Genomic DNA, 17,521 nt, shown 5'->3' on the forward strand with positions numbered 1-17,521 from the left:
GACGTGGGCTTCTGGTCAGCACCAGACCAGCACGGGAGTCAGCACGCCACCTCCAAGTCGTACCCCAACAGTGCAACTCGGACAGCCTCCTTCGCGGCCATCGAGGCCGTCACAGAGCCTCCGACACCCCCTCATGGTGGCCGCGCGCATCCCAGCGCCCAGAACTATGGTGTCCCACCACATACGCCTCTGACCTGCGCGTTCCTACGGTGTGGCAACACGCAAACGTCCCCGTCAACCGCCAGGAAGTGGTGCCGATGTCCTCCCCCGCGACCGCTCCGCCAACCCCCGCCAGTCTCAAGCGCATCGTCGCCGCCAGCCTCATCGGCACGACCATCGAGTGGTACGACTTCTTCCTGTACGGATCAGCCGCAGCTCTGGTGTTCAACAAGCTGTTCTTCCCGGGCTCCGATCCTCTGGTGGGAACCCTGCTGTCGTTCCTGACCTATGCCGTCGGATTCGCCGCACGGCCGCTCGGGGCCCTCGTGTTCGGGCACTACGGGGACCGGCTCGGGCGCAAGAAGCTGCTGGTGCTGAGTCTGCTGCTGATGGGCGGGGCGACGTTCGCGATCGGGCTGCTGCCGACCCATGCCACGATCGGGACGGCGGCTCCCGTACTGCTGACCGTCCTGCGGCTGGTGCAGGGCTTCGCCCTCGGCGGTGAGTGGGGCGGCGCCGTCCTGCTGGTCTCCGAGCACGGGGATGCCGAGCGTCGCGGGTTCTGGGCGTCATGGCCGCAGACCGGGGCCCCGGCCGGGCAGTTGCTGGCAACAGGGGTGCTTGCCGCGCTGACGGCGGTCCTGTCGGATGCGGCATTCGGCTCATGGGGCTGGCGCATCCCGTTCCTGCTGTCCGGTGTGCTGGTGGTCGTCGGCTTGTGGATTCGTCTTTCTGTCGATGAATCGCCGGTGTTCAAGGACGCGCTGGCGCAGGCGGAGGAGCGCAGGGCAGCTGCGGGCGAGGTCGAGAGGATGCCGCTCGTGGCCGTGCTGCGGCACCACTGGCGCGAAGTGCTCATCGCGATGGGGGCGCGGATGGCGGAGAACATCAGCTACTACGTGATCACCGCCTTCATCCTCGTCTATGCGACCACCTCGGCCGGGCTCAGCAAGCAGACCGCGCTCAATGCCGTGCTGATCGCCTCCGCGGTGCATTTCGCGGTGATCCCGATGTGGGGTGCGCTGTCGGACCGGATCGGACGGCGGCCGGTGTATCTGATGGGCGCCGTCGGCATGGGCCTCTGGATGTTCCCCTTCTTCTCGCTCATCGACTCCGAGTCCTTCGGCAGCCTGCTTCTGGCCGTCACGCTCGGACTGGTGCTGCACGGGGCGATGTATGCACCGCAGGCGGCGTTCTTCTCGGAGATGTTCGCGACGCGTATGCGGTACTCGGGCGCGTCCATCGGCGCCCAGTTCTCGTCGGTGGCGGCCGGGGCGCCGGCACCGCTGATCGCGACCGCGCTTCTCGCCGACCACGGCAGCTCCACGCCCATCGCCCTGTACGTCATCGCCGCCGTGCTGGTCACCGTCGTGGCGATCGCCTGCGCCCGGGAGACCCGGGACCGGGACCTGGCGGACGTGCCCGCGGTGCAGGACGCCCGGGTGCCCCGGGACACGGACGCGGTGACCACCATGGACGCCCCGACCAAGGCCTGAACCGGCACGGCGGCGAGCGCACGCACCCACGTCCGCCGACGCCCGGGCCGGTGGGACCCAGGGCCGCGTGGACCGGCAGCACGGTTCGCGCGGCCTGCCGTGTCTGCGGTGTCAGCGGGCAACGGCCGTGGATATCGCGTGGAGCCGGAGCGCGAGCTGGATCTCGAGAGCACGGGCCGGGGACTGCCAGTCCTCGCCGAGCAGCCGGCCCACGCGTTCCAGCCGCTGGGCAACTGTGTTCACGTGGACGTGCAGTTCGTCCTTCGTACGGGCCGGGCTCATGCCGCTGGCGAAGTAGGCGTCGAGTGTGCGAACGAGGTCCGTGCCGCGCCGCTCGTCATAGTCGGCGACCGGTCCGACGGTACGCCGGACGAAACCCTCGATGTCCCGGGGGTCGGCGAGCAGCAGCCCGAGGAAGCCCAGGTCCTGCGCGCCCGCCCCGTCACCGGAGCGGTTCAGCAGCCGCAGTGCCTCCACGCAGCGGCGTGCCTCCGCGTATGCCCCGGCCATCGGTCCCGGCACACCGGCAGGCTCCGCCACCGGGTTCGAGGCGCCGACCGTGACGGGCTCGCGGAGGGTGCCGCCGAGGTGCCTGGCGGTCTCGCGGGCGAGATCGCCGGCACTGTCCCCCGCACCGAGCGGCAGCAGAAGCACCGCACCTCCGTCGCGGGCAGCGGCCAGGCCGTGACGGGTCGCCGCGAGATGGGAGGCCGCGGACGAGAGGCGCTGTCGGTCAGCGGTGGCGCGGTCGGCGGTGGCGGTGCCGGGGTGGGCGTCGATCCGGGCGGCGAGCACGACATGGGGCACGTCCAGGTCGGCGCCGAGCCGGGCCGCACGCTCGCGCAGCAGACCCGGGTCGCGACCGGGCGCGTCCAGCAGGTCGTCGAGGAGTTCGCCCCGTACGCGCTGCTCGGCCTCGCCCGCGGAGCGTCGGGCGAGCAGCAGGAGCGACGTGACCATCGCGGCACGCTCGAGCGTGCGCCGGTCGACCGGGTCGAGGGAGGGGTGCCCCCGCAGGACGAGGGCGCCCAGCAGCTCACCGCCGGCCGAGACCGCGGCGACCCAGTCGTCCCCTTGCCGTATCGCATGACCGTCGGAACCGGTGAGCTCCACGGCGTTGAGGGACGGATCGCCCGGATCCGCGAACTCGACGGTCCCGTCGAGGACTTCGGACAGCGCATTCGCCACGTCGTGCACCCCTCCACCGTGCAGCACCAGTTCGGTGAGCCTGTCGTGGACGTCCGAGGCCCGTTCGATGACGGCGCTGTGGTCACGGATGATCTGGTTGGCCCGCTCCAGCTCGGCGAGTGCGGTGCGGGTTTCCCCGAGCAGGTTGGCGGTGTCGATGGCGACCGCGGCGTGTGCCGCGAACGAGCCCAGGAGGGCCACCTGTTCGCGTTCGAAGACGCGGGCGCGCCGGTCGGCGGCGAAAAGCACGCCGATCACCTGGCTGCCCAGCAGCAGCGGAACACCGAGGATCGCGACGAGGCCCTCGTCCCTGACGCCCGAGTCGATGGTGCGGGTGTGCCGGAAGCGCTCGTCGTCGAAATAGCTGTCGGTCACATAGGGCCTGGCCGTCTGGGCGACGAGGCCCCCGAGCCCCTCCCCCATGCCGAGCCGCAGCTGTTGGAAGCGGGCCGAGACGGAGCCTTCCGTGACCCGCATGTATGTGTCGCCGGCGACCGGGTCGTTGAGGCTGAGATAGGCGACCTCGGTCCCGAGCAGTGAACGGGCGCGCTGCACGATGGCCCGGAGCACAGCGTCGAGGTCGCGCAGGCCGGACAGGTCGTGCGCGGTCTCGAACAGCGCCGACAGCTCCGCCTCGCGGCGCCGTCTGCCCTCCAGCTCGGCGCGCACGCGCAGCGCGAGCTGTTTGGCATGCTCCAGGCCGGCCAGCGTCTCGGGGCCGGCGCCGCCCGCGCGGGCGAGCAGCACGGGCCGTTCGTACGCCTCGGCGGCGGCGCCGCGGGCGAGGAGCTCCAGGTAGGAGGCCTGATCGTGGGACATGGAAACAGGGATACCTGCCGTGCGGGGGTCGCACCAGCCCCTGTGGACGGCACGGCTCCTGTGGACAACTCCGTCACACCCGCGCCGGGCCGGCGAAGGTGTGGCAGGGGGAACCCGGGGGTGACGGGGCCGGGTCGCCTCAGTGCGCCGTCCAGCCCCCGTCCAGCGCGAGCGAGGTGCCGGTGATGAAGGACGCCTGCGGCGAGCAGAGGTAGGCGACGGCCTCGGCCACCTCGTCCGGCTCGATGAGCCTCTTGAGGGCGGAGTCCTTCAGGAGGATTTCGGCGACGACCCGGTCCTCCGGGATGCCGTGAGCGGCGGCCTGGTCGGTGATCTGCTTCTCGACCAGTGGGGTGCGCACATAGCCGGGGCTGACGCAGTTGGAGGTGACCCCATGCGTGGCGCCCTCCAGCGCAGCGGTCTTGGAGAGTCCTTCCAGCCCATGTTTGGCAGCCACATACGCGGATTTGTAAGCCGAGGCGCGGAGCCCGTGCACGGAGGAGATATTGACGATCCGGCCCCACCCCTGCCCGTACATATGCGGCAGCGCCCCTCTGATGAGACGGAACGGTGCTTCGAGCATCACGGTGAGCACGGTGCTGAAGACCTCCGGAGGGAACTCCTCGATGGGTCGGACCAACTGCAGCCCGGCGTTGTTGACGAGGATGTCCGTTCCGGCCGCTGCCGTCTCCGCCGCATCAAGGTCGGTGAGGTCGAGGACGTACGGCTCCACCGAGCCCGGAACGTCCAGGGCGAGGGTGCGCTCGACGAGGGCGTCGAGCCCCTCCGCCTCCTTGTCCACGGCTCTGACCTCTGCCCCGGCGGCGGCGAGCCGGAGCGCGCAGGCCCGCCCGATGCCACCCGCTGCACCGGTGACGAGCGCGGTACGACCTGCGAGTTCGACGCCGATGGCACACATGGCCGTGGACGTGGGGGCCTGAGCCGGCGGACGAACGGCCGTGTCGGCACTGGTGTGGGCAGGGGGAGGCACGGCAGCCGAGAGCTGGGGGGCGTGCCCCGGAGTCTTGGTCATGCTCCGAACCCTAGGGACGGCTCGGGCACCGACCGATATGGGCAGCGCCTACATTTCAGTCAGGCATGGTGGAGTCGAACCACGTCGGCGCATCGGTCAGCGCCTGTTTGATCCGGAACAGCGCGAACTCCTGCAGCTCCGGAAGCGCGTCCACGGAGAACCAGCCGACTTCCAGCGACTCCTCGTCATTGACGCGCGCCTCCCCGCCGACGGCCCGGCAGCGCAGACAGATGTCCATGAACTGGCACCGGTCGCCGTTGGGGTAGGTCACCGGTTTCCGCATGGCCTGGACGAGCACGACCCGCTCCGCGACGCACCGCACCGCGGTCTCCTCGTACACCTCGCGCACGGCCGTCACCGCGGGCTGCTCCCCCGGCTCCGGGATGCCGCCGATGATCGACCACTTTCCGGTGTCGGCCCGCCTCCCCAGCAGCACCCGTCCCTCGTCGTCGAGGACGACCGCACTCACCCCTGGCAGAAAGAGCAGTTGCGTGCCCGCGCTCTCCCGGATCCGACGGATGAACTCAGGTGTGGCCATGGGTCGACCCTATGTGCTGATGCCCGATGACGCCCGAGGGCAGTGGGCCCGGTGCCTCAGGCCTCCGACCGTCCGCGGCGGCCCCGGAAGCGGGTGTACCCGACCCAGCCGAGCGCCCCGGCCGCGAGGGCGACGAGGACGCCCTCGGGGAGGGTGCCGATGCGCGTGGCAGGGGTGAGCGACGAACGCAGCGGCACCTCGGCCACGAGCGCGTCCGGGGTGAACATCTCCGTCTGCTGGGCGATCTTCCCGTCCGGGCGGATGACCGCGCTGACGCCACTCGTGACCGGGACGACGACGGCCCGGCCGTGCTCGACGGCCCGTACCCGCGACATCGCGAGCTGCTGGTAGGTCATCTCACTGCGTCCGAAGGTGGCGTTGTTGCTGGGCACCGAGATGAGTCGGGCACCATGGGTGACGGTGTCCCGGACCGCCCAGTCGAACGCGGCCTCGTAGCAGGTCGCAAGTCCCACCTTCGTACCGGCGAGGTCGAACACGCCCACCTTGCCGCCGGGACCGAAGTCGCGGCTCACACGGTCGACGTCCGAGCTGAAGATCCGGACGAAGGGGCGCATCGGGATGTACTCGCCGAACGGCTGGACGTGCCGCTTGTCGTACGTGGCGACGGGGCCGCGCGCCGGGTCCCATTCGATGAGGGTGTTGCGGAGCTTCCCCGTCTCGGGCGTGAGAACGGCACCGATCACCGTGGGCACGCCGATCTTGCGCACGGCCTTGTCGATCACGAGGCGCGCGTCGCCGTTGCGGTACGGGTCCAGGTCGGAGGAGTTCTCCGGCCACAGCACGAAGTCGGGCTTGGCCACCTTGCCCGCCGCGACATCGGCCGCGAGTTGCTCGGTGCGACGCGCATGGTTGTCGAGGACCGCGCGGCGCTGGGCGTTGAAGTCGAGTCCGAGGCGCGGCACATTTCCCTGGATCGCGGCGACGGTCGCGGTGCCTTCCTCGGCCGAGTCGTCGACGAGCGGCGACGCGGCGAGGGCACCTGTGACGGGAAGGAGCACGGTGAGCGCCGCGGCCGCGATGGGGCCGCGCGGCAGTTCGCCGGTCGTGCGGTACAGACGGAACCGGCGCACGGACTCGTACAGTCCGAAGCCGCACAGCACGATCCCGAAGCCCAGCACCGGCGTACCGCCGGCCGCGGCGAGCGGCAGGAAGAGGCTGTCCGCCTGCCCGAAGGCGATCTTGCCCCAGGGGAAGCCGCCGAAAGGCACACGGGCGCGGACCGCCTCGCCGAGGACCCACACCGAGGCGCCCCACAGAGGCCACAGCGGGAGCCGGGTCACCAGCCCGATGCCCACACAGGTGACGGCGACGAAGAGGGCCTCGACACCTGCGAGGGCGAGCCACGGCACCGCTCCGACCTCCTCGCCGGTCCAGACGAGCAGCGGGAGCAGAAAGCCGAGGCCGGACAGATATCCGAGTCCGAGCGCTGCGCGCGGGCGGCGCCCATGGAGGCACCACGCGAGCAGCGCAAAGCCGGGCAGGGTCAGCCACCACAGGGGACGGGGCGGGAAGCTCAGGTAGAGCAGTAGGCCTGACACGACGGCCACGCCCGGTCGTACGAACCGCCGCAGCAGCCGGGCCCGGCCCGCAGTCGCCTCGGCAGGCTGCTGGATGTCGACGGGTGTCATGGTCGCGCTCACGTGCCGGAGTCTACGGTGGCAGGGCCGGACCAGGCAGTCCGGTCCGGCTCGGCCCGGTTCGAGGACCCACCCCAGGGGCCGGATCATGCGACTGTGGACACAGATCCTGCGCAAACCATCCACAAAACCCGTCCCCGGCGTTACCGTGTGCGCCAGCCTCCCCTCCCCTGTCCGACCGGCAGGTGGCGGGGAAGGATTGCACAGGTCGGGGGCCGAAGGGCCGGGGTCGGTCGGGGGTCGACGGGAATGGCAGCACCGGCAGACCGGTCGTGGGGCGGAGCGCGGGAGCCGGAGCGGGAGCGTCCGGAACGGGGCAACGGCCCCGACGCCGTCGGCGTCGCCGTGCTCGGCGGCTGCGCGGCGTGGGCCCTGGTCAGCGCGGCCGGGCGCGACGCACGGCCCGAAGGGGTGCTGCTCGCCGTGCTTGCCGTCGCCGCCGGCTATGCGTGCGGGCGGATCTGCGGATCGCTGCTTCCGGTGACGGCCGCTGCCGCTGCCGCGCTGGGCGGTCTCGCGCTGGCCATCGCCTCTCCGCACGGAATGCCGGGCGTCGTGACCGTCGCCCCCACGCCCCCGGGGCAGACCGGGGCTGCGGCCGCCCTGCTGATCCTCGCGACGGGCGCGGCATGCTGCGCGGCGTCGGCGGCGGGGAATGTGGCAGTGCGTCTTGTGCTGTGGCTGCTGGCGGTCTCGGTCGTCTGTGCGTCCGTGGTGCTCGGTTCGGTCACAGGGTTCGGTGCCGCACTCGGCGTACTGCTGTGTTCGCTTGCGGCCGCTCGTATGCGCCGCCGTGGGCTCGGGCTCGTCGGATTCGCACTGGCCGTGGTCCTGGTGACCGCCGGTTCATGGGCGGTGGCGGAGGATGCGCTGCCGGACGGCCTCACGGTCTCGCTGCAGGGGCAGCTCACCCAGCACCGGGTGGAGCTGTGGCACGACGCCGCAAACATGGCGAAGGAGCATCCGTTGTTCGGTGCGGGCCCGGACCGGTTCGCCGATCTGAGTCCGACGGTACAGCAGTCCCTCCACTCCGACGGGAAGCCGCACTCCGCCCCGCTGCAGCAGGCGGCCGAGCAGGGCTTGGTGGGTGCGGGGCTGCTTGCCCTGCTCTTCGGCTGGATGCTGTACGGGCTGTGGCGTTCGGCCCGTTCCACACCAGTGGTGCTCAGCGCGGGCGCGGCGCTGACGGCGCTCGCCGCACTGGCGACCGTCGGCAACCCGCTGAGCTTCACCCCGGTGACGGCGGGCGCGGGTCTACTGGCCGGACTGGCCACGGCCCGCCGGGCCGTGGACGGATTCGCCCTTCCGCCCGCGTCCCGGGCGGCGATCGCGAAGGACCTGGCCCCGCAGAGCCGTCATCCCGCCTGACATGGGGCGGCACCCCCGGCCGAGGTCGGTCGTGACCCGCCCCGGAGGGTCAGATCTCCGCCGTGGTCCCCGTCGAGGACAGCCGTAGTCGGTCGCGGATGACCCGGACCGCCGATTCGGCGTCGTCCACGGTGACGGTGAAGGTCCGGCCGTCGCTCAGCGTGAGGAGCATGCCTTCGCCACGCCGGACGATCACGGCCGTGCCCTTCTCCGGACGCCAGCGGCAGCCCCAGCCGCCCCATTGGCATGGGGTAACCCTGGGCACGAATTCGGCGGCCACGACGGATGCGAGCGGGATCCTGCGGCGGGGCACTCCCATGTGGCCGCAGCGGACCACCATGGCCTCCTTGTCGACCGTGACGTCCACATGCACGAAGGCGAGCGTGCCGAAGAGCATCAGCATTCCCGCGGCAACGCAGCCGATCACCGACATGAGGAGCGGGACGGTGCCCGACGTCCAGGGCGAGTCGACGGCGAGTTCGATGCCGAGCGCCATGCAGCCGGCACCCGCAGCCGCGAGTACCCATTGGATGCGGTTGGTCGCTCGGCCGGTCCAGATGGGGGGCAGTGGCTCCGCGGCCTGCCCCCCGGCACGGGGGTGGTCCGTCATGCGTAGCAGCGTACTCACGTGCCGCTCCCCGGGCACCGGATCGCACGGGGCCGGGAAACCCGGCACCGGCCGCGTGGGGATCGGTGTCGGCGCAGGCCGGAATGGGTGCGGTCGGGCCGGCAGCGAGGTGTCTCAGTGCGCCGGCGTGACCGGATTCACCGCGTCGAGCAGCCTGCCCTCGGCGTACGCCAATGCCGCCGGCGGCAGCTGGGACGCACGGCCGCTGAGCAGTACGGCCAGCCGGTTGCTCGGGGTGGCCGCGGGCGCGGGTGAGGCAGCGATGCGGCGCAATGCCTGTGCCGCGACCGCGCCCGCGGAGCCGTGCAGGGCGAGTGGCGGCAGCCCTTCGGGGCGGCCCGCGCCGACCGCGGTACGGATGCGTTCGGCGACGAGTTCGTAGTGGGTGCAGCCGAGAACCACGGCGCTTACGTCCATTGGAGTGAGCGCGGCGGCCGCGGCCACGGCGAGCTCGATCGCTTCCTGGTCGGCCTGCTGGACCGCGGCGGCGAGTCCGGGGCAGGGCACCTCGGTGACGTCCACGCCGTCGGCGAAGTCCCGGATGAGGCCGAGCTGGTAGGCACTGCCGGTGGTGGCCGGGGTGGCCCAGATGGCGATGCGGCCGCCTCCCGCCGCGGCGGGTTTGATGGCAGGAACCGTGCCGATGACCGGCAGCCCCGGCTCCAGCTCTGCCCGGAGCGCGGGCAGCGCGTGCACGGAGGCGGTGTTGCAGGCGACGATCAGTGCATCGGGGCGGTGGGCGGCGGCGGCCCGTGCCACGGCGAGGGCGCGCTCGGTCACGTCGTCGGGGGTGTGCCCCCAGGGCATCCCGTCGGGGTCCGAGGAGAGCACCAGATCGGCGTCCGGCCGCAGGCGGCGTACCGCGGCGGCCGCCGCCAACAGGCCGATTCCGGAATCCATGAGCGCGATCTTCACCCGATCACCCTAGCCGACGGCCCTTGCGGTCCTGGCGGTGTGGGGCACACTGCGGCAGATGGGCACCCTTGCGTGGATCGCCACGGGATCTCTGGCCGTGTGGCTGTGGCTGCTGCTCGGGCAGGGCTTCTTCTGGCGGACGGATCAGCGGCTGCCCCGGCGTACGGCGCCGGGGACATGGCCGTCCGTCGTGATCGTCGTACCGGCTCGGGACGAGGCCGGCGTACTGCCGGAGAGCCTGCCGTCGCTGCTGCGGCAGTCATATCCGGGCGAGGCCGAAGTGATCCTGGTCGACGACGACAGCACGGACGGTACGGGCAAGCTCGCACGCGAACTGTCCGTCCGGTACGAGGGGCTGCCCCTCACCGTGGCATCGCCGGGCGAACCGGAACCGGGCTGGACGGGCAAGCTGTGGGCGCTGCACCACGGAATCGCGCTCGCGCGGACACGGCGGCCGGAGTATCTGCTGCTCACGGACGCGGACATCGCGCATGAGCCGGACAGCCTGTGCGAGCTGGTCGCGGCGGCCCGCACCAATGGCCTCGACCTGGTCTCCCAGATGGCTCGGTTGCGGGTCACCACGGTCTGGGAGCGTCTGGTGGTGCCTGCCTTCGTCTACTTCTTCGCTCAGCTCTATCCGTTCCGCTGGATCAACAAGAAGCGTGCGTGGGCGACGGCGGCGGCCGGCGGCTGCATGCTGTTGCGCACGGAGACGGCCGAGCGGGCCGGGATCCCGGACTCCGTACGCCAGGCGGTCATTGACGATGTGGCGGTGGCGCGGGCGGTGCGACGGGTCGGCGGACGCGTGTGGCTGGGGCTCGCCGAGCGGGTGGACAGCATCCGTCCCTATCCCCGGCTGTCGGATCTGTGGCGGATGGTGTCGCGGAGCGCCTACGCGCAGCTGCGGCACAATCCGCTGCTGCTCGCCGGGACGGTGGCCGGGCTCGCGGTGGTGTACCTCGGGCCGCCCGTCGCGGTGTGCGCCGCGCTGTCCGGTGCGGATTTCCCGGGGGCCGAGACGGCGGCCTGGGCGGGGATCCTTGCGTGGGCGGTCATGGCCGGCACGTACATCCCGATGCTGCGCTACTACCGGCAGACACTGTGGCTGGCGCCCCTGCTGCCGGTCACGGCGCTGCTCTATCTGCTGATGACGGTCGACTCCGCGGTGCAGCACTACCGGGGGCGTGGCGCGGCCTGGAAGGGACGTACGTACGCCCGCCCCGAGGCCGCGCCGGACCGCTGACCCCGGGCAGGCGTCACTTCCTTCCCGGCGTCCAGTTCATGCCCCAGCCGTAGGCGTGGTCGATGGTGCGCTGGGGGCTCACTCCGCGCTCGGGAACCAGATAGCGCGCCTCACGCCGCACGACGAGGTCGCCGCCCTCGTTGGTGAGGAGGGCGAGGGCACAGACCATGGAAGGAACGGTGCACTCGTCGAGGGAGAACTCGACGGGGGCGCCGCGCTGCGGCTGGAGGGTGACCGTGGCGTGGAGATCGGCGAAGCTGCGCGCGCCCTCGTAGATGGTCACGAAGATGACGACCCGCCGGAGCTTGTCCTTGTGGTCGAGATTGATGCTGAGGTTCTCGCCGGTGGCCACGGCACCGGTGCGGTCGTCACCGTCGAGTTGGATGAACGGCGGCTGGTGGAGCGACCCGAACGCGTTGCCGAGTGCCTGGACGACTCCCTTGCGGCCGTCGGTGAGCTCGTAGAGTGCGCACAGATCGAGATCGAGGTCGGCATGCATGGCGACGGCCCGGCCGAGCTTGGATCCCCATCCCTTGAACTGCTTGCGCACCTCCCAGTTGAGGTTGACACGCATGGCACCGGAGGTGCCGCCCTGCTTGCTGAGCGAGACGGTTGGCGACTCCTTCGTCAGGGTGACCTTGGTGAGGCGCACGGTTGCCGCACCGGGCGCGGGGGGCTCCGTGGGCGCTGCCGCGCTCACCCCGTGCGCCGGGTGCGGCGGGTGCGGCGGGTGGACGGGGGGCGCGGCCGGCTGGTGGACGGCGGCCGGGGCGGCGGGTGACGGGGGCCGGGTCTGCTGTGGCTCGTCCACGGTGATACCGAAGTCCGAGGCGAGGCCCTCCAGTCCGCTCCCGTACCCCTGGCCCACGGCGCGGAACTTCCACGCGCCCTGGCGCCGGTAGAGCTCACCGAGAATGAATGCGGTCTCGACCGTCGCGTCCTGGCTGTCGTAGCGGGCGATCTCCGTACCGCCGGCCGCATCGACGACGCGCACATACAGCCCCGGTACCTGCCCGAAGCTGCCGCCGTCCGCAGATGCCGCGAGCACGATCCGCTCGATGGCGGGCTCGACGCGCGCCAGATCGACGACGAGATGATCGGTCGTGCCGTCCGCCGCGCTGCGCTTGCCCTCGTGCCGGACCGCGCCCGAGGCGTGCGCCGGCTGGTTGTAGAAGACGAAGTCCGCATCGGAGCGGACCTTTCCCGAGCCCGAGTCGAGCAGGAGTGCCGACGCGTCGACGTCGGGAACGCCGTCGCCCGAGCGCCATCCCAACTCGACACGGACATTCAGAGCCGGTACCGAAACATTGGCTCCTTTGAGCATGGACATCCTCGCCCCCATCGCGCGTCCTCGTGCCCGGGCGTTTCCCGTGGCGCCAACCTAGCGCCGGAGTCGTGCCGGCAACCCCGGCGACCCGTGGGTAACCCCTTCTCAGCTTGCCCTTTACATGATCCAGATACTTCAGGGCGACCGTTTTTAACAGATTCGCTCGCATTGGGGATCCACGGTCACGGGTAACACGTCAAACAACCCTCTTATCGGGCTCCCCAACCAGCACATCGTGGGCTTAACTTATGTGCCATGACCTCCCCCCGCTCCACCTACGGCGGCGGTTACTACTCCGCGCCGTCCTTCCCCGACACCCCGATCTACGACTCCCTGGTCGCTGAGCGGGGCACGCCTCAGATCGCACCGATCCGAGTGCCTTCCGCGTACGACACCGTCGGCAGCTACATGCCGGCGCTGCCCGCGGCCCTGCCCGCCCTTCCTCCGGCCCCTTCGCAGCCCGCTCCTGCGTACGGATACCCGCAGCAGATGCCGCACCCCGTTCCCCTGCAGCAGGCCGCCGCGCCGTACATCCCGCAACAGCCCGCCGGCCCCCGTGGCTACCCGGGCGCCCAGCCGGGACCGATGCAGCGACCGGTGGCGACCGGCTATGAGGCGATGCGTCCGGCCGCGGCGCCGCGCCCCATGCCCACCCCTGCTCCGTACGAAGATCCGTACAACCGCCCGTACCAGGGTGGCGGGTACTAGGCTCTTTCGTTTGGATCGGGCTGGATCGGTGAGCGGGGTCCGTGCCGGGGCACGCGAGCCCGGCACGATCCAAACGACAGGCCCTGGACATCACACCGGACGGTGGGCAGTGCCCGGCGGCCGACCACCGGTCGGCTGACGGACCGTTCCCCGCATCGCTCCCTGGGGACAGGGTGACGAGCGGGCCGAGCGGGCCCCGGCATTGCCCGGCCGCCGGGACGTGCGGCTGGCAGGATGGCCGTATGCCTGGTCCCGTGCTGCATTCCGTCCACATCTATCCCGTCAAGTCCGTCGCGGGTTATGCACCGGATTCGGCCGTCGTGGAGCCGTGGGGGCTCACCGGTGACCGCCGATGGATGCTGGTCGATGCGTCGGGCAGGGCCGTGACACAGCGCCAGCACGCCCGGCTGGCGCTGGTCTCCGCCGAGCAGTCGGCGGACGACTCTGTCCGGCTGTCCGCACCGGGACAGCCGCCGCTGACGGTGACGGTGCCCGAGCCGGTGGGCACCGCAGTCGTGGAGCTCTTCGGGGAGAAGGTGGAGGCGGTGCCCGTGGGCGCCGCCTCCGACGGCTGGTTCGGGAATTTCGTCGGAGCGCCGGTGCGGCTGATGCATCTCGACGACCCGGCCAACCGCCGTCCTGTCGATCCCGCCTATGCCCTGCCCGGTGAGACCGTTTCGTTCGCCGACGGGTTTCCGCTGCTCGTCACATCGGTCGCTTCCCTCGACGCATTGAACTCCCTCATCGCCCAGGGGAGCCATCCGGACGAGGGGCCGCTGCCCATGAACCGATTCCGGCCCAACCTCGTCGTGGACGGCACCGCGCCCTGGGCCGAGGACGACTGGGGGCGCATCCAGGTGGGCGACGTCCGCTTTCGCGTGGCCAAACCCTGCGGCAGGTGCGTGGTGACGACCACCGACCAGCTGACGGCGGCGCGGGGCAAGGAACCGCTGCGCACCCTCGCCCGGCACCACCGGATCGGGGACCGGCTGGTGTTCGGCCAGAACCTCGTTCCGGAACACACGGGAAGCGTGCGGGTCGGGGATCCGGTACGCATCCTCGGCTGAGCCGCCCCGTCGCACCACCGTCGCCGCCTCGGCACAATCCGCCGCTGCGGCCCGGTCCGCCGACGGCCGCGGAACGGTCACCGACGGCACGAACGGCGCGGCGACGAAATGCTCCGGTCCACTGAACACCCGCGCCGGCCGTGCCGTACAGGGTGGTGACGGACGGGCGAGGGGGTGGGGAGTCGTGCAAGCGATCACGGGGATCCGGCGACGCCGGCGACACCATCGCCCGTGCCGGGCAGCCGGTCTGGTCGAGGCATGGGTGGCGCTGACCGCCCTGCTGCTGCTGACCATCGCGGAGCCGGCCGTCGGATGGCTCGGCGGCGCGCTGGCCGACGACGCCCTCCACGAGTCCGGGCGGCGGACCGGGCTGCACAGCACGACGGCACACGTCCTGCGTACTGCACCGAAACCGGGGCAGAGCGTCGAAGGCGTACCGGCGACAACCGCGGTGCCCGGGGGGCGTCGGATGGTCGTCGCCGAGGGGACGGGTCCGGACGGCAGCCGGCGCTCCGGCACGGTTGCGGCGAGCGGCCGAACGGCAAGCCCCGGGGCTACGTTCCGGATGCGGACGGATGAACGAGGCAGATCCTGAGGCCGGCCCATGTGACCGCCCTGGGGGCGCGGGGTTCTGTGGTGCTCGCCGGTGGCGACCCGGCGAAGCGCCCTACGGGACGCGCCGCAAGCCGGTCCGGTCACCGCCGACGGCACGCAGAGTCAGGAGTGGGGGGAAGCAGACAGGCGCCCGTTCGTACGGCGGCTGATGCAGCGGCGGTACACGCGGCTCGACCGCACGCGGACGAAAGCCGGTCCCGACGGGAGCCGTTCGGGCACGGGCGGCTGACCGGTCAACTCGCGGCCTTCGCGCGCGCTACGGTGGTGCGACGCCGGCGCAGCATGCGACCGCAGGCAACCGACGAGGTGGGGGCAGAGCAGCACCATGGCACAGGGCACGGTCCAGGTGACGCACACCGGCACATCGCGGTGGCGGCGCCGCACGGGCGAGTACGCCTCCCTCGCCGCAGCCCTCGAGGCCGCCGGCGACGGTGACATCCTCACCGTCGCCCCCGGGACCTACCGGGAGAACCTGGTGGTGCAGCGGGCCGTGACCCTGCGCGGGACCGAAGGCTCGGCCGGGTCGGTGCGGATCGCCCCGACCGACGGGGTACCCCTGACCGTGCGCGCATCGGCGACCGTTCAGGACCTCCACATCGAGGGGCAGGACACCGCGGCCCCGGCCCTGCTCGTGGAGGACGGCACTCCGGAGCTGTCGGATCTGCGGATCGTCACCCGGTCCGCGGCGGGCATCGAGGTGCGCGCCGCGGCAAGGCCGACCGTGCGACGGTGCACCGTCGACAATCCGGCCGGGGTCGGGATCGCCGTACTGGACGGCGCGGGCGGTGTGTTCGAGGAGTGCGAGGTCGTCTCGGCAGGGCAGTCCGGCGTCTCGGTTCGCGGGGGTGCCCATCCCCGGCTGGAGCGCTGCACGGTGCACCATGCCTCGGGCGCCGGGCTGAGCGTCACCGGCGAGGCGAGTGCGCTGGAGGCCCTTGGCTGCGAGGTGTACGAGATCAAGGGCGCCGGTGTGCAGATCGCGTCACGTGCCACGGCCCATCTCACCGATTCCAAGGTGCACCGCACCTCCTCCGACGGCATCACGCTCGACACGGACGCCGTGCTCACGCTCTCGGACTGCGACATCCACGACATTCCCGAGAACGCGGTGGACCTGCGCTCCCGTTCGGTGCTCACGCTCACCCGGTCGACCGTGCGCCGGTTCGGCCGCAATGGCCTGTCGGTATGGGACCCGGGCACCCGCGTGGACGCCAACCAGTGCGAGATCCATGACAGTACGGGCGACTATCCGGCGGTGTGGGTCAGTGACGGCGCCACCGCCGTCCTCGATTCGTGCCGGGTCCACGATGTTCCGGACGCGCTCTTCGTCCTCGACCGCGGCTCGCGGGCCGATGTCGTCGACAGTGATCTCTCGCAGGTGCGCAACACGGCGGTGTCGGTGAGCGACGGTGCCACGGCCCAGCTCGACGACTGCCGTATCCGGGAGGCGTCCACGGGCGCCTGGTTCCGTGACCACGGCAGCGGCGGCACACTGAGCAACTGCACCATCGACCAGGCGCAGACGGGCGTGATCGTCACGAAGGGCGCGGACCCCTCGATCGAGCGCTGCACGGTGACCTCGCCCGCAGAGGCGGGTTTCTACGTCTCCGCGGAGGGCCGCGGTACCTTCCACGGCTGCCGTGTGACGGGCAGCGCCGGCTACGGCTTCCACGTGATGGACGGCTGTCGTACGACGCTGACGCGCTGCCGCACCGAGCGGTGTGCGCGAGGGGGCTACGAATTCCCCGAAGAGGGCCTGGTCGTGGACGACTGCACGAGCGACGAGAGCGGAGTGCGGCCGACGTCCCAGCCGGCGTCTGCGGTACTGACGGCTGCCCAGCCCGACCGCTCCCCCGGACTGCTCGGCTCGATCCCCGGGCAGCGCGTCGCCGGGGCCGAGTCCTCGCTCCCGGCCTCTTCCGATGCTTCGGCGGCCGCCCCCGTCCGCACACCGACCGATGTCCTCGGCGAACTCGACGCGCTGGTGGGCCTGGAGAGCGTCAAGCGTGAGGTCCGTACGCTCACGAACATGATCGAGGTCGGCAGACGGCGGCAGGAGGCAGGCCTGAAGGCGGCGTCCGTGCGCCGGCATCTGGTCTTCACGGGCTCCCCCGGCACGGGCAAGACGACGGTGGCACGGCTCTACGGCGAGATCCTTGCGTCGCTCGGGGTGCTGCCGCGTGGGCATCTCGTCGAGGTGTCCAGGGTCGACCTGGTCGGCGAGCACATCGGCTCGACCGCCATCCGTACGCAGGAGGCGTTCGACCGGGCGCGGGGCGGGGTGCTCTTCATCGACGAGGCCTATGCACTCTCCCCCGAGGACTCCGGGCGTGACTTCGGCCGCGAAGCCATCGACACGCTGGTGAAGCTGATGGAGGACCACCGGGACGCCGTCGTGGTGATCGTCGCCGGATACACGGCGGAGATGGAGCGGTTCCTGACCGTCAACCCCGGTGTGGCATCCCGTTTCTCACGCACCATCACCTTCAGCGACTACGTCCCGGACGAGCTGTTGCGGATCGTGGAGCAGCAGGCCGACGAGCACGAGTACCGGCTGGCCGACGGAACGGCCGAGGCACTGCGCAAGTACTTCACCGTTCTGCCCAAGGGGCCCGCGTTCGGCAACGGCCGTACCGCACGTCAGACCTTCGAGTCGATGGTGGAGCGGCACGCGGGCCGGGTCGCCGGGCTCACCGACACCAGCACCGACGATCTGACCCTGCTGCATCCGGAGGACCTGCCCGAACTGCCCTGAAGCG

At 71.4% G+C, this 17,521-nt stretch carries 14 protein-coding genes; 7 read left to right on the plus strand and 7 right to left on the minus strand.

Going from position 1 to position 17,521, the window contains the following annotated elements; genetic code table 11:
• Positions 1–257: 257 nt before the first annotated feature.
• Positions 258–1,655 (plus strand): MFS transporter, encoded by a 1,398-nt coding sequence (locus AC068D_RS26135; RefSeq protein ID WP_478825492.1) that lies wholly within the window; start codon positions 258–260, stop codon positions 1,653–1,655.
• Positions 1,656–1,766: 111 nt separating this feature from the next.
• Here the strand turns inward: AC068D_RS26135 and AC068D_RS26140 are convergent, their stop codons facing one another.
• The 4 genes from AC068D_RS26140 to lnt all read right to left on the minus strand — a co-directional run bounded on the left by AC068D_RS26140 (position 1,767) and on the right by lnt (position 6,894).
• Positions 1,767–3,662: a helix-turn-helix domain-containing protein gene (locus tag AC068D_RS26140; protein WP_478825493.1), complete on the minus strand. Its 1,896-nt coding sequence runs from the start codon at positions 3,660–3,662 to the stop codon at positions 1,767–1,769.
• 139 nt (positions 3,663–3,801) lie between these two features.
• Complete coding sequence (locus AC068D_RS26145; RefSeq protein WP_478825553.1) at positions 3,802–4,581, minus strand: 3-hydroxybutyrate dehydrogenase; 780 nt, start codon at positions 4,579–4,581, stop codon at positions 3,802–3,804.
• Between the two features lie 169 nt (positions 4,582–4,750).
• The gene (locus tag AC068D_RS26150; RefSeq protein WP_478825494.1) at positions 4,751–5,233 is read right to left on the minus strand and encodes an NUDIX hydrolase; all 483 of its coding nucleotides are present in this window, start codon (positions 5,231–5,233) and stop codon (positions 4,751–4,753) included.
• Between the two features lie 56 nt (positions 5,234–5,289).
• Positions 5,290–6,894 carry an apolipoprotein N-acyltransferase gene (gene lnt / locus AC068D_RS26155; RefSeq protein WP_478825495.1) on the minus strand — a complete coding sequence of 535 codons (1,605 nt, stop codon included), beginning with the start codon at positions 6,892–6,894 and terminating at the stop codon, positions 5,290–5,292.
• Between the two features lie 246 nt (positions 6,895–7,140).
• Between lnt and AC068D_RS26160 the strand changes: the two genes are divergently transcribed.
• Positions 7,141–8,259 (plus strand): O-antigen ligase family protein, encoded by a 1,119-nt coding sequence (locus AC068D_RS26160; RefSeq protein WP_478825496.1) that lies wholly within the window; start codon positions 7,141–7,143, stop codon positions 8,257–8,259.
• Between the two features lie 49 nt (positions 8,260–8,308).
• Here the strand turns inward: AC068D_RS26160 and AC068D_RS26165 are convergent, their stop codons facing one another.
• Positions 8,309–8,869, minus strand: a complete 561-nt coding sequence (locus tag AC068D_RS26165; protein WP_478825497.1) for a hypothetical protein — start codon at positions 8,867–8,869, stop codon at positions 8,309–8,311.
• 132 nt (positions 8,870–9,001) lie between these two features.
• Positions 9,002–9,802: a glutamate racemase gene (locus AC068D_RS26170; RefSeq protein ID WP_478825498.1), complete on the minus strand. Its 801-nt coding sequence runs from the start codon at positions 9,800–9,802 to the stop codon at positions 9,002–9,004.
• Positions 9,803–9,860: 58 nt separating this feature from the next.
• Here AC068D_RS26170 and AC068D_RS26175 point away from each other — a divergent pair, with 58 nt between their 5' ends.
• Entirely contained in the window at positions 9,861–11,045 is a 1,185-nt protein-coding gene (locus AC068D_RS26175) for a glycosyltransferase (protein WP_478825499.1), read from the plus strand.
• 13 nt (positions 11,046–11,058) lie between these two features.
• Here the strand turns inward: AC068D_RS26175 and AC068D_RS26180 are convergent, their stop codons facing one another.
• Positions 11,059–12,375, minus strand: coding sequence for a TerD family protein (locus AC068D_RS26180; protein ID WP_478825500.1), 1,317 nt, complete (start codon positions 12,373–12,375; stop codon positions 11,059–11,061).
• A 252-nt stretch (positions 12,376–12,627) separates the two neighbouring features.
• Here AC068D_RS26180 and AC068D_RS26185 point away from each other — a divergent pair, with 252 nt between their 5' ends.
• The 4 genes from AC068D_RS26185 to AC068D_RS26200 all read left to right on the plus strand — a co-directional run bounded on the left by AC068D_RS26185 (position 12,628) and on the right by AC068D_RS26200 (position 17,517).
• Positions 12,628–13,080 carry a DUF6643 family protein gene (locus AC068D_RS26185; RefSeq protein ID WP_478825501.1) on the plus strand — a complete coding sequence of 151 codons (453 nt, stop codon included), beginning with the start codon at positions 12,628–12,630 and terminating at the stop codon, positions 13,078–13,080.
• A gap of 242 nt (positions 13,081–13,322) precedes the next feature.
• The gene (locus AC068D_RS26190) at positions 13,323–14,147 is read left to right on the plus strand and encodes an MOSC domain-containing protein (protein ID WP_478825502.1); all 825 of its coding nucleotides are present in this window, start codon (positions 13,323–13,325) and stop codon (positions 14,145–14,147) included.
• Positions 14,148–14,331: 184 nt separating this feature from the next.
• On the plus strand, positions 14,332–14,742 hold the full coding sequence (locus AC068D_RS26195) for a hypothetical protein (protein ID WP_478825503.1): 411 nt from the start codon (positions 14,332–14,334) through the stop codon (positions 14,740–14,742).
• 345 nt (positions 14,743–15,087) lie between these two features.
• Positions 15,088–17,517, plus strand: coding sequence for a right-handed parallel beta-helix repeat-containing protein (locus tag AC068D_RS26200; protein WP_478825504.1), 2,430 nt, complete (start codon positions 15,088–15,090; stop codon positions 17,515–17,517).
• The last annotated feature ends 4 nt before the right edge of the window (positions 17,518–17,521 follow it).

It is taken from the genome of Streptomyces sp. NPDC043861 (assembly GCF_056435905.1).